Raw genomic sequence first — 14,580 nt, 5'->3', positions numbered from 1 at the left:
GCTTTTCATTCATTATTAAGGTGTTTTCGCTATAAGTATTGCTTTATTGTCCTAAGAAATAAATACGTATATACCAAGCATTCTCGACTTCTTTTCTCATTAACAGTTAAATTAACGCTGTTTTTCGTATAAAGAAATTAACACGTACACAACTAGAGTTCCTGGCACTTTTCTTCTATACAATGATGACTAACCATATAAAACCACTTTTATAGTACTAATTTGGATATAGGTAGCAAGTTTACGAAAAGAGCCTAAATTAACGAATGTATCATTGTCATAACAGCTTCCTTCGTTGACGATAATTCATCTTCAGCTTGTTCGAGTGTTGCTCCTTTTACCCCAAAGTAAAACTTGACTTTAGGTTCTGTTCCAGACGGGCGTAAACAAAACCAACTACCATCCTCTAAATAATATTTTAATACGTTCGATTTAGGTAATTTAATTGTTTCTTTTTTACCTAGATGAATATTCAAACGTTCACTTGATAAGTAATCTTCTATACTAACGATGTTTTTATTAGCCACCTTTGAAGGAGGGTTGTTACGGAAGCTCGCTAATAATGTTTGTATCTTTTCCGCACCATCTTTGCCCTTCAGTGTTAATGACTCTAGCCCTTCACGATAGAAACCGTATTTCTGATAAATTTGGGTTAAGCCTTCATACATAGTCTTACCTTGCTTTTTATAAAATGCACATATTTCAACCGCTAATAATGCTGCTTGTATCGCGTCTTTGTCACGAGCAAAATCTTTTATTAAATATCCATAGCTTTCCTCATAGCCGAATTGGAATTCATATTGACCAGATTGCTCGTACTGTTTAATTTTTTCAGCAATAAACTTAAACCCTGTCAAGGTGTCAACAGTTTCAACACCATATGCATTTGCAATCGTTCTACCAAGCTCTGAAGTAACCACTGTTTTTAACACAACACCATTAGATGGCAAGGTCTCTTTTTCTTTACGTTGTGACAGAAGATACTCTAATATAAGTGCTCCTGTTTGATTTCCCGTTAAAAGAACATATTCACCATGTTCATCTTTTACAGCTATACCTAATCTATCTGCGTCAGGGTCTGTTGCTATTAATATATCTGCATCAATATTTTTCCCGTCTCGAATCGCTAGAGAAAAAGCACTCTTTTCTTCTGGGTTAGGAGATGATACCGTAGAAAAATCTGGGTCTGGGAGTTCCTGTTCTTCGACAACTGATACGTGACGATAGCCGAATTCTTCTAAACCTTTACGTACTAATGTATTTGCTGTGCCATGAAGAGGAGTAAACACTACCTTCACATCAACTTCATTTGATAATTGTGGATGTATTGAAATTGTTGTTAGCTGATTAATATATGCGTTGTCAATTTTTTCACCTATGATCGTGATAAGTCCTTTATCCTTTAAATCCTGTTCATCATCTACTGCTATCGCTAATTCATTATCAATCTCATTTACAAATTGAATGACTTCATCTGCTTCTTTAGGCGGTAATTGTCCACCGTCCTGCCCATATACTTTATATCCATTATATTCTGGAGGATTATGACTCGCTGTAACAACAATTCCTGAAAATGCGTGCAAATAGCGAACAGCGAATGATAGCTCTGGAGTAGGTCGAAGCTCTTCAAACACATACGTTTGAATACCGTGCGTCGCTAAAGTTTTTGCTGCTTCCATCGCAAACTCCGGTGACTTATGACGAGAATCATATGCGATAACTACTCCGCGTTGCTTTGCTTCATCACCACACGAATCTATGTATCTAGCCAGCCCTTCCGATGCCTTACGGACTGTAAACAGGTTCATTCGATTTGTTCCAACACCGATTTCCCCACGCATCCCTCCTGTACCGAACTCTAAATTTTTGTAAAAGCTATCCTCTAACTCTTTTTCATCGCTTTCTATTCGTATCAATGATTCTCTTAACTCACCATCCAAATGTGGTGATTGTTTCCATAATTCATATCTTTCATTCCAATTCACAGACTACTTCCTCCTCATTTCTGAAAAAATTGACCTATATCTGCGTGCTCAAAAAGATGGAGAAAAACTAGGTGGTACAGCTTAGGCAAAAGTGTGAGACTTACTAGACACTAAGAAGCTTATTAGCTCCCTAGTATCGAATAAATTTACTTCTTTGAATAAACTTGTTGATGCATCATTACGATTGAAGGAATCAACTTAAGACTCCCATTATCGCCAACACGAGGGCAGTACTTCCTATACAAGTTCAGTCCAGTCTTTTTGAACAATCTCTATAACAGAAACGTACCATATTCAACCACTCTACTCAAGTGTCAATACTGTGCATCATCATATTCATCAAAATATGACTAATTGTTAACATAATGAAAGGACTGTTAAGAGTATTTATGTGCTCCTTACTAGTCAGAGATAAATCTTGCCTCAGTTAATAGCTCATCTAACTCATTTATATACATATTTTCTCTGTCTGTATCCCACCCCAACATAGTCGACATCAGCTTGATAACAGGTTCCTTCCATTTTTCTACCCAATCAATATTAAATAGAAGGGCTCCGGTTCTGCGCATAAAGAAATCTACTGGGGTCACTGCCATTTCCTCTTCTATGCTATACAAAACTTGCGCATATATATCTTCTAATAGCTTATCATTTTTTGTTCTCTGTTTGGTATAACGAATATAATAAAAAAATATTTGATCTACATTAGAGCCATAGCGATGAACAAAGAAGTTAGCTAGTTCTCTAGGTACCCCTAACTTAATACCTTTATCAATCTTTTCTTGGATGAAATTTTGAAAGTTCCGCGACCCTCCAACATGCCCTCCTGAAATAGGTAAATCTTGCGTACTACAAGGAGAAAAGGTGAGACCTTGTGTTTGTTCTAATAATCTAGCGACTAAATCCACTACAGTTTCTGCCATTTTTCTATAACCCGTTAATTTTCCACCTGCTATCGTAATAAGGCCAGTACTTGATTGCCATATTTCATCTTTACGTGAAATTTCAGATGGATCTTTTCCGTCTTCATATATTAATGGACGCAAACCAGCCCAGCTAGATTCAACATCTTGATTCGTTACCTTAACTTCTGGGAACATATAATTAATGGCATCAATCACATATTGACGATCGGAAGCTGTCACTGTTGGATGGGAGATATCATCACTGTATTTAGTATCTGTTGTACCTATATATGTCTTTCCTTCTCTTGGTATTGCAAAAACCATTCGTTTATCTTCAGTATCAAAATAAACAGCTTGTCGTAAAGGGAATCGTTTTCCATCAATTACTAAGTGGACACCCTTTGTTAGTTGTAATGATTTTTTATTTTCAGTAATATCCTTTTCACGTATTGAATCTACCCAAGGTCCTGTCGCATTTACAATTTGTTTTGCTAAGATTAAATACAATTCCCCTGTAATTTGATCAACTGCTTCAACACCAACGATTTTCCCTTTCTCATAGACGAATTTCTCAACCTTTGCATAGTTTACAACACTCGCACCTTGTCTAACCGCCTCTTTCATAACCTCAATAGTTAGTCGTGCATCATCTGTTCGATACTCAACATAATAACCACTACCTTTTAATCCTGCTTTCTTTAATAACGGTTCTTTACTTAACGTTCCATTTTCATCCAACATGATACGACGTTCATTCTTTTTAACACCAGCTAAGAAATCATATATTCTAAGACCAAAGGATGTACTAAGCGGACCAAACGTCCCTCCTTTATAGAAAGGGAGCATCATCCATTGTGGTGTTGTAACATGCGGTCCATTTTCATATACAATTTCTCGTTCTTTACCAACTTCTGAAACCATCTTTACTTCAAACTGCTTTAAATACCGTAAACCTCCGTGAACAAGTTTAGTAGATCGACTTGATGTACCTGCCGCGAAATCTTGCATTTCTAGGACGACAGTTTTCATTCCTCTAGTAGCAGCATCCAATGCTATACCTGCTCCTGTAATACCTCCACCAATTATGATTAGATCGTTTTCTGCACTAGCCACCTGTTTAAGAATGTCAATTCTATTCATGCTTGAAAAGGGTTTTTCCATCTTTCTCCCTCCAATTAAATTAAAAATGCTAACAGCTTATATAAGTAAATATAAATACAAACAAAAAGACACCACAAAATTCTCGTACACATAATATGAATACAAGATTTTGTGGTTTCTCCGTTTCTCCGACCATAATATTAACTTATCATGTAATTTACTAAGCTTATTTAAAAGCCATTGTTGCGTTTACTGCTTTTTTCCAGCCATCGTACAAGTCATTTCGTTGTTGTTCATCCATTGTATTGTCAAACGTTTTATCAATATTCCATTGCTTTGCAATTTCATCTTGACTTTCCCAAAATCCAACAGCAAGCCCAGCAAGATAAGCTGCACCTAATGCAGTTGTTTCATTAATTATTGGTCGTTCAACAGGTACATCTAACATATCACTTTGAAATTGCATTAAGAAATCATTTTTAACAGCCCCACCATCAACCCGTAACGTTTTTAAAGAAATATTAGCATCAGATTCCATTGCAGTTAGCACATCCTTCGTCTGGTATGCTAACGATTCAAGTGTAGCACGAACAAAGTGCTCTTTTTCCGTTCCTCGTGTTAACCCAAATACAGCACCACGAACATCACTATCCCAATAAGGTGTTCCTAGGCCGACGAAGGCTGGAACAACGTATACACCATCAGTAGACTTTACACGATGTGCATATCTTTCACTTTCAGCAGCATCATTGAACATTCTAAGACCATCTCGTAGCCATTGAATGGCTGATCCGGCAACAAAAATACTGCCTTCTAATGCATATTCCACTTTACCATTTAATCCCCAAGCAATTGTAGTTAATAAACCATGTTCTGACTTTACTGCTTCCTCACCAGTATTCATTAACATAAAACACCCAGTACCATATGTGTTTTTAGCCATACCTTCTTCATAACACGCTTGACCGAACAAAGCAGCCTGCTGATCTCCCGCTGCACCAGCTATTGGAACTTCATGTCCGAAAAAATGATAATCTGCTGTATGTGCATACACCTCAGAAGATGAACGAACTTCTGGTAACATTGAAGATGGAATAGTTAATATTTCTAATAATTCTTCATCCCATTTCAAATCATGTATATTGAACATCAAAGTCCTTGATGCATTTGAATAGTCTGTAACATGTGCTTTTCCGCCTGATAGCTTCCAAATAATCCAAGAGTCAATCGTCCCAAATAATAACTTCCCACTGTCGGCTTTTTCTCTTGCACCTTCAACATTGTCTAGAATCCACTTTACTTTTGTTCCTGAGAAATATGCATCAATTAATAAACCAGTCTTGTCACGAAACTTCTGATCATAACCTTTATCTTTAAGCTTTTCACAAATATGTGCTGTTTGGCGTGACTGCCATACAAGAGCGTTATAAACTGGATTGCCAGATTCTTTATCCCAGACGACCGTCGTTTCTCGTTGATTAGTAATACCAATCCCTACAACTTGCTCTGGTTTAACTTGTGATTCTGATAAAACACTCGCTATAACAGCTAATATTGATCCCCAAATCTCATTAGCATCGTGTTCTACCCAACCAGGATGTGGAAAGTGTTGTGTGAACTCCTTTTGAGCAACATGTACGATTTGGCCTGATTTGTCAAAAAGTATTGCTCTTGAGCTCGTTGTTCCTTGATCTAAAGATAAAATATATTGTCCCATTACTGTTCTCCCCTTTTCAGCTATTTCTTCTATTACGTACTTTCGTATGGTTGTTTTCGTAAACTTTGTTGCTTTTTTAACTTACATTTAGGTAACGGTGTATAGAATATGATCTTATTTAGTCTTTAGGGAAAGATACTCCGAACGTTAGTTAAATTCGTATTTAGCTTTAGCTTTTGTTTAGAAAAGCAACAATTAGTCCGAAAACAGCCTTTTGCGTTGCTTGTTGTTTTTCGTACTATGAAATAACATGTACACGACTAGAACTTGGCTTTCTTCAAACAAACAATGATAACTGTTATAAATTACTTCTTACGATGCTAATATTGTAATTTATTAGGAAAGCTTATGATATAGAGCCTTTTATTGTTATTTATACCGTAGTTTGCTTTGCAGAAGCTACATGTTGTTTTTCCTTTTGTTCAACAAATAAAGATATTAATAATATCAGTGTCACTATAACTGTGAAAATCCAAAAATTTCTTGTAACAGTTTGTTCAAAAATAGCTTTATAAAATAGACCACCATACATTCCGCCAACGATTGGGCCTATCACAGGAATCCAAGCATAAGTCCAATCCGACTTACCTTTTCCTGGAATCGGCAAAACAAAATGTGCTAGACGAGGACCTAGATCACGAGCAGGATTAATCGCATATCCTGTAGTGCCTCCAAGAGATAAGCCAATTGCGACAATTAAGAAACCTACAATAAGTGGATTTAATCCTTCAGTAAATTCATTTGCACCTATTGATAATAACCCAAGAACGAGTACAAACGTTCCAATCATTTCACTTACTATATTTGCTGTTGTACTTCGAATAGACGGGGCTGTTGAAAATACTCCCAATTTAGCTGCTGGGTCAGCAGTCTCTTTCCAGTGTGGCAAGTAATGAAAGAAAACAATTGCTGCTCCTAAAAATGCTCCGAGCATTTGTGCAGTAATATAACTAGGTACATCACCCCAAGGGAATTCACCTATAATGGCTAGACTTAATGTCACTGCCGGATTAATATGGGCTCCACTAAATGAACCAACAGCATATACTGCCATTGCAACTGCTAATCCCCACCCTAAAGTAATAACAATCCAGCCACTATTATGAGCTCCTGATCTCTTTAAAGTAACCCCAGCACAAACTCCTCCTCCAAAAATAATTAACATCATTGTACCAATTAACTCGCCGATAAATGGTGTCATACAGCATCCCCTTTCCCATGATTAATTTCATTTACTTAATTGAAGCGAAAGAATATTAACGGAGAATGAAGTATGACATGGAAAAAGTAGATAAATCTGTTAAAATTCCATCATCTTTTTACTAGTAAAAAATACGTTAATACATCAACTAATATGTCAAGACTGGTTCTAAAATATAGAAATAATTGTATACTTACTAACAAAAAAATCACAACATACCCCTTTTATTTTACATAAAAGAGGATGCTGTGATTCTCCAAATCTCCGTCACATCTATTAACTTAATTCAAATACTAATATAAATAGAAAGCGCTGTCAATATAATATTTTAATTTTCTGTATACTCTAAATCCCACAACATCTTATTTGATGTTGTCACTGCACTCGCTCCAGCCTTTATTGCCTGCTCTACATCCTCATGCGTACGAATCATTCCACCAGCAAATATCGGAACGCCAGTATTATTATGTATTTCTGTTATTAGGTTTGGTACTACACCAGGTAACACTTCTATAAAATCTGGATTCGTTTTTGCTATAATACTGTAACTCTTTTTTAATGACCCAGAATCTAATAGAAATAGTCGTTGAATTGCATATATACCCCGTTTTTTTGCTTTACTAATAACATTAGCTCTCGTAGAGATGAGTCCAGCTGGTTTAATTTCTTGGCAAAGAAATTCTGTTGCAAATTCATCATTCTTTAAGCCATTAACTAAGTCCACATGAAGGAATAATTTCTTACCTTCTTGTTTTGTCATTTTCACAATAGCATTAAGCTGTGCAACATGACTTTCAAGTATAACTCCATATTCATATTGGCTACGAATGAACTTCTCTAAATGCTTCATATCGCGTATCGCAGGTATAATTTTTTGCCCATGAAACATATTTTTACCTCCTAAAAAACGAAAACAGTAATTGATAGAATAATATTATACTACAACTCAATCGCTTATAAAGTCAATTACAGGAACATTCATTATATAGCGAAGGGATGAAGCAAAAGCCGATAAACCTTACTCAACTTCATCTTTAGTTAAGATGTTATTGACGTAAGTTTAGGCTTTACTTCATCCCCTTGGTTTATTACTGTTGGGTATTTGAAGGCTCTGAAATACTTGAAAGTGCTTCTTCTGCTTCATTATCAAACGATTCATTTGTGGCTAAGTCGCCTAATGCAACAATACCACATAATTGATTGTTTTCTACGACTGGTAAACGGCGAATTTGATTTTGTGCCATTACATCTGCTGCCTCTTCAACGGTCATTTCGGGTGTACCTGAGACAAGATTCGTTGACATCACTTGTGATACCGAAGTTGAATTATTTAATCCTTCTGCTGTTGAGCGTAATGTAATATCTCTGTCAGTAATGATTCCACAAATTTGTCCGTTATCTACTACTGGAATAGACCCTACGTTATTTTGTTTCATGATTTCAGCTGCTTCTTGAATGGTTTGATTTGATGAGACAGTTGCAACATTTTCCGTCATAATATTGCGGAGCATGTTCATTGTCATTGTATCCACCCCTTTCAAAAAGTATTTTTACCTAACTTAGCATACATATACATATCAAAATTACATAATGAAAACTCTAATTATTAGTGATATTACATGAGCTAATTATTTGAAAGAGAAAGTATATCCCTATTCGATATCCTTTTTGCTAAAGTAGATTTAAAATTCCAATAAACAAATTATCTCCTACTGTGGAATGTCTTTTATACATTTAGTCCGAAAACGCGGGCATAATATTCTAAATCCTTTCTTTTAACGTGAAGGTGTAATATAACCTATTAGTTCAAATGTAACCAGTGCTCTATGCTCCTTAAAGGACCGTTTTTCGCGCTTCAGCTCTGCTTTTTAAATGATATAATATATAATTTCTCAACAACGCATACACTTTGCTGATTTTCTATAAAAGAATTTCTAAATTGCTTGTAATGCTGTTGGAGCGGACTTTAATTTGTCATTATGAATCACAGTCAGGTCAATTATTTCCTGAGAAATTTGTCGATACCAATAAGTACTACAAGCCCTTCATTAGAGGTATCTTTTCCTTATTCTTGTAGAGGTGATAATTTAATATTTTCAGCTAACTTACGAAGGTGGGTTTTTAATATTTTTCCGACGCCGTTTCGCGGGAGTTGTTCAATAAATATAATTTTCCTAGGTGTTTTATTTTTGGATAAATGACTTTGACAATATAGTATAAGCTCTTCTTCGGTTATAGATTGTTTATCCTTTTTGACAACATATGCGACCACTTCCTCACCCATTTGATCATTAGGGATGCCCACAACAGAAGATTCTGCTACAGCTTCATGCTTTGCAAGTAATTCCTCTACATCACGAGGGTATATATTAAATCCTCCTCGAATAATCAAATCTTTTTTTCGGTCAACAATAAATAAATATCCATCTGTATCCATATATGCCATATCACCCGTATACAACCAAGAATCTTTTAACACCTGCTTTGTTGCTCTTTCATTTTGAAAATACCCGGGTGTAATATTATCACCTCGAGCAATTAATTCCCCAACTTGACCAGTAGCTAACTCATTTCCACCGTTATCAACGATCTTGACTTCAACACCTGGTATTGGGATACCAACTGAACCTGGTTTAATAACTGAATCTCTTTGGTGAGCAGCAACAACAGGTGCAGCTTCTGACAACCCGTAGCCTTCTAATATATCTGCACCAAATTTCTGCTTAAACGCGTGTAATAACGCAACTGGGAGAGGTGCTGAACCAGAAGCAACCCATTCAAGACTACTTAATTGATATTTGTTAGAATGTGGATATGAAAGCAATGCAAAAATCATAGCCGGCACTGCAGAAAAATTAGTCACTTTATATTTTTCAATGGCTTCAAAAACAGCTTTTGGATCAAAGTGATTAAATACAACAGCTGAGCTTCCAGTTAGAAAACAAGTATTGGAAATAGTTAAGCCATATACATGTGCAAGAGGAAGAATGCCGAGGGTTACTCCTCTTTTTGATTCATTATGAAGAAAAGTATTTTCAGCGTTGGAATATAAGTTTTTATGAGTCAGCATCACTCCTTTTGGTTTTCCAGTTGTTCCTGATGTATATAAAATAACAGCAGTATCTTCTGTATCTAGCTTTAGATCACTTTCTACATAAAGCTTATTTTCTTCGATATCTGTATCATATAAATTAAATATGTTTTCATCAGTAGGCTGGTCAACCACTATTACAACAGGTTTTTGTTCCAAATGCTCTATTGCGGATTCTACCTTTTCTAAAGATAGTGATGACGTAATGACTACCTTCGCTTGACAGTCTTTAATAATGTAATGAATTTCTTTATCATGCAAGGTAAACATTACGGGCACAATAATTGCGCCTGATCTTATAATACCTTGATACGAAAAAATAACCTCTGGACAATTGGGCATACAGACAACAATACGATCACCTTTAGCGATCCCAAGTTTTTTTAACCCTTGTGCAATCTTGTTTGAATAGTTTTTTATGTCTAAGTTAGAATACTCCTTATCTTTAAAATAAATAAAAGGATATTCACCAAAAGTTTCGATATTTTTATTAAGCAAATCACTTAATATCATGAACTCATCTCCTCTTTATAATCTTAAACAACAACCCTTGTATTCATAGATCTTTATAATAATAGACGAAGTAGCACTATTCATAGAGCCTATAAACATTAATACCTTCACTTGATTTATCCACAAATACTTCATTTCTACTTTCCATCAAATCTAAATGACCTTGAACTTGAGATAGTCCAAGAAACACTAATTTTCCTTTTAATCTTGGAAAGACTTCAATACAAATTTGATAGACCGTTTTGTCACTTGTTCTTAAAACTTTTCTTATTTGGTCACAACGATAATCATGTTCATTTAATCTTCGATCAATGATTGAAACATGGTCTGAAAATGGTCTGCCATGACCTGGGTATATAGTTGTTAATGGTAATGCTCTTGTTTTCATTAATGACTCTCGATATTGTATAAGTGGTTTAGGTCGCTCTTGCTCAAATGGTATAGGCGGTTCAATAAATGCGTTTACAGAAATATCTTTTAATAGATGATCTCCGGCAAAAGTAAGACCCGTTTCAGGTTCCCATAAAATCATATCTGTTTGACTATGCCCTGGTACAAAAAGAACTGAAAATTTTCTTCCACCTACAAAAACATGATCTTCATTACTTACATATTTGACATGCTGCCAATTCATATTATGGTAACGGTGCTTTGATTGATGGCTTTCAGGATCAGCACCACATTCCTTTACAAAATAATTTAAAAAGTTTCTAGTTCTATCGAATTCATCTATTCCGCCAAATAATATATGTTTTGCTCCTTCGTGAACAAATATGGGTATGTCGATTTCTTCTTGTATATCTTTTACGCCTCCAGCATGGTCTGTATGCATATGAGTGACAACAATCTCATCTAGTTCTTTGAAAGTAAGCCCCTCCTGCTTTAGCAAATACCTTAGCTTCTCAAGTGATTTTTTTCCAGGAAGTCCTGTATCGATCAGTGTCACAGATTCACCGATGACAACGTAGACATTAACGTTCCCAACTGTAAATGGTGTCTCTATGGATAGTGGAATGACCTTAAAAATGTTTATCCCTCCTCCCTTACACAATGCTCTTTTGAAATTATGTTAATTAGTTAACGCAGCAAATCAAGATTTTATAAGGTACCTATCATTTGAAAGAAGATGCAACGACCATTCGTTTGTGTCTATGCTTACTCCTAAACAATTACTTGTTATAAATACACGAAAAAGGGGATGAGATTGTCCCCTATTCCATACATATTGTGATGTCTTGAATTTATTGACTAAATATTCTAATATTAATATTTATATAAGAAGGCTAGCTGAATTAATCTTGTATCCACACATCTCCATCTTTATAAACAACCCCTTCTGGATAACGAAGATTAATTACTTCTTCTTGTAGTTGTTGGGACGGTGCTTTTGTTGCTAATGATACGATTATATTTGTTAACAATGCAGCTACTGCGCCAAAAATACCTGCTCCTGTATCAATAATTCCTGCTATAGAAAAGCCCCCATATTTTGCTGCAAATATATATCCTAATGTAACGATTAATCCAACAATCATCCCGCATGTCACGCCTTTTGCATTCGCTCGTTTCCACCAAACACCTAATACTAACGCTGGGAAAAAAGTACCCGAAGCGATTGCAAAAGCCCATGCAACAATCTGAGTTATTGCCCCTGGCGGATCGAGAGCAGTAATACCTGCTACTACGGTAGCAATAATAATCGTCCAACGTGCTACATTTAATCTTGTTTTGTCTGTAGCATTAGGGTTAAGAACACGATAATATATGTCGTGTGCAAAGGATGAAGAAATAGCAATCATTAGTCCTCCAGCAGTTGATAATGCAGCAGCCATCGCTCCTGCAGCAACAAGCCCTATAACAAACACACCTAGGTTTGCTACCTCAGGTGTAGCCATGACGACAATATCTTTATTTATTAATAACTCAGGCCATTGTAAAATACCATCTGCATTTGAATCTGCTATTGATAACTTCCCAGTATTAACCCAGCTAGTTGTCCAAGCTGGGAGAGAATCAATTGGGTTACCAACCACATTTTTCATAAGAATAAACCGTGAAAATGCAGCATATGCTGGGGCAGTCAAATATAATAAACCGATAAACAATAATGCCCAAGCACCTGACCAACGAGCTGCTTTCATCGTTGATACTGTGTAAAAACGCACGATAACATGTGGTAAACCTGCTGTTCCAGCCATTAAAGTAAACATTAATGCTAAGAATTGCCATTTTGTTCCATTCGTGAATGGTGCAAAATACTCAGAAATCCCAAGCTCTCTATCTATTTCTCCTAACTGTGATACGATATTTCCATAAGAAAGCCATGGAATTGGATTATTTGTAATTTGGAGTGACATAAAAATCACAGGTACTAAGTATGCAGTAATTAAAATAATATACTGTGCAACCTGAGTCCATGTAACCCCTTTCATTCCTCCGAAACCTGCATAAAAGGCAATTAAGATTACCCCTATCATCGTTCCAAATTTTGCATCAACTTCAAAAAGTCTTCCTATGACTACACCTGATCCCGAAAGCTGTCCAATTGAATAAGTAAAGCTAATAATGATTGTGCATACAGCCGCAATGATTCGTGCTGTATGACTATTAAATCGATCACCAATAAATTCTGGAACTGTGTATCTACCGTATTTACGGAGCTGTGGTGCAAGCAAAAATGTAAGAAGTAAGTATCCACCTGTCCACCCCATGATGTAGGCAAGGCCGTCGTACCCCAGTAGCATAACCGTTCCTGCTAAACCAATAAAAGAAGCAGCGCTCATCCAGTCAGCACCAATTGCCATTCCATTAAAAACAGATGGTACACCGCGACCAGCAACATAAAAGTCAGAAGTGACTTTCGCTTTATTGTATAATGCTATACCAATATATATTCCAAACGAAGCAAGAATAAGAGATAGCGAGACTATAAATTGTGTATCCATTTAAAAATCTCCTTCCACTATTAATTGCCGTTAAAATTTTTGCGACTTCATACTCTTATCTAGCTGTTGTGTTGCTGTACTAAATCCATATTTCTCATCTAACTTGTCACTAACTCTAGCATTAATGAATAGAAGTAAAATAAAGATCAAAATTGATCCCTGAGCCCCCATAAAATAGTGAAATGGGAAACCATTTATATTAAATTGCAAAGTCTCCGCAAAAAAAACAACACCAAAAGAGACCATTAACCAAATAACTAAATATATAACAACATTACGGGTATGTTTCCGAAAATACGAATCTGCATTTTGTTTATCTAGCTTTTTCACTTCTTCACCATCCCTATATTGCATTTTTTATTCGTAATATCAACAAGCAACTGTTGCTCAAATTCATGATTAAGCTACTCATTTTTTCAGCTATCACCATCCCTCTTGTTATTTAAGGCTAAAAATAAACTTAACAGTTTCAAAAAAAGGTGCAGGAACAAGCGCTATTTCAAGCAAAAAGTACATAAATATAGCTACGAACGGCAAGAAATAAAACACTTTCTTTTTCTTACGGACAGCTATGTAAAGGCAGATTATTGTAATGATGCAGAACATAACAAAACTATAATTCATGCGACCACCCTTTTTCCTTTTCTGAAAACTTTGCTGGAATTCCAGCTTATGTAGCATAGCTAAATGTATATCATTGTTTATTGAAGAGAAAATGGCACGGACTTTATTTGAAAGTTTTTTTATGCTCTGATACGAAAAAGTCCTTTTATACAATTAGATTAACAGAGTAAATTTAAGGAATATTCTAATAAGTTAATTATCTTTTCTGTATTTGACAACGTCAATATGTATAAGCTGAAAAACTTTCGTATTATTTCGACATTATTTTATTTCTGTCCTTTTTGTGAGGGATAATTTCTACATGTTATACTAGAGGATGGTTGTTTTCTCATAAATTGTTGTTTTTCTTACTTATATGCAAATAGATTGTCGTGGCATTTTTTCTACTATAATATGAAGACTTTTGATTAAAACGATACCTTTATCTTCTAGTTTAAGAACTATAGTAACAAGTTTACGAAAAGAGCCTAGAGGCAAGAGCATTTATGTATGAAACAA

General features: G+C 35.5%; 10 protein-coding genes. All 10 read right to left on the bottom strand.

The genetic code is table 11. The features are described from left to right. Positions 1–254: 254 nt before the first annotated feature. Positions 255–1,985, bottom strand: coding sequence for a phospho-sugar mutase (locus SLH52_RS16740; RefSeq protein ID WP_320210416.1), 1,731 nt, complete (start codon positions 1,983–1,985; stop codon positions 255–257). A gap of 401 nt (positions 1,986–2,386) precedes the next feature. Then, positions 2,387–4,051 carry a glycerol-3-phosphate dehydrogenase/oxidase gene (locus tag SLH52_RS16735; RefSeq protein WP_320210415.1) on the bottom strand — a complete coding sequence of 555 codons (1,665 nt, stop codon included), beginning with the start codon at positions 4,049–4,051 and terminating at the stop codon, positions 2,387–2,389. Positions 4,052–4,217: 166 nt separating this feature from the next. Beyond that, entirely contained in the window at positions 4,218–5,708 is a 1,491-nt protein-coding gene (gene glpK, locus SLH52_RS16730) for a glycerol kinase GlpK (protein WP_320210414.1), read from the bottom strand. A gap of 373 nt (positions 5,709–6,081) precedes the next feature. Next, positions 6,082–6,909 (bottom strand): MIP/aquaporin family protein, encoded by an 828-nt coding sequence (locus SLH52_RS16725; protein WP_320210413.1) that lies wholly within the window; start codon positions 6,907–6,909, stop codon positions 6,082–6,084. Positions 6,910–7,237: 328 nt separating this feature from the next. Further along, a complete protein-coding gene (locus SLH52_RS16720; protein WP_320210412.1) occupies positions 7,238–7,798 on the bottom strand; it encodes a glycerol-3-phosphate responsive antiterminator in 561 nt (186 codons plus the stop codon). Between the two features lie 199 nt (positions 7,799–7,997). After that, positions 7,998–8,426 carry a CBS domain-containing protein gene (locus tag SLH52_RS16715; protein WP_214483616.1) on the bottom strand — a complete coding sequence of 143 codons (429 nt, stop codon included), beginning with the start codon at positions 8,424–8,426 and terminating at the stop codon, positions 7,998–8,000. A 548-nt stretch (positions 8,427–8,974) separates the two neighbouring features. After that, positions 8,975–10,513: a long-chain fatty acid--CoA ligase gene (locus SLH52_RS16710; RefSeq protein ID WP_320210411.1), complete on the bottom strand. Its 1,539-nt coding sequence runs from the start codon at positions 10,511–10,513 to the stop codon at positions 8,975–8,977. Positions 10,514–10,589: 76 nt separating this feature from the next. After that, positions 10,590–11,564, bottom strand: a complete 975-nt coding sequence (locus tag SLH52_RS16705) for an MBL fold metallo-hydrolase (protein ID WP_320210410.1) — start codon at positions 11,562–11,564, stop codon at positions 10,590–10,592. 241 nt (positions 11,565–11,805) lie between these two features. After that, entirely contained in the window at positions 11,806–13,458 is a 1,653-nt protein-coding gene (locus SLH52_RS16700; protein WP_320210409.1) for a sodium:solute symporter family protein, read from the bottom strand. A 30-nt stretch (positions 13,459–13,488) separates the two neighbouring features. After that, the gene (locus SLH52_RS16695; protein WP_320210408.1) at positions 13,489–13,788 is read right to left on the bottom strand and encodes a sodium/substrate symporter small subunit; all 300 of its coding nucleotides are present in this window, start codon (positions 13,786–13,788) and stop codon (positions 13,489–13,491) included. Positions 13,789–14,580: the final 792 nt, after the last annotated feature.

The organism is Cytobacillus sp. IB215665 (assembly GCF_033963835.1).
In the GTDB taxonomy this organism is placed as follows: Bacteria; Bacillota; Bacilli; order Bacillales; family SM2101; genus Nanhaiella.
Note: the sequence above shows the minus strand (reverse complement) of the source record. Positions and strands in the feature narration are given on the sequence as shown.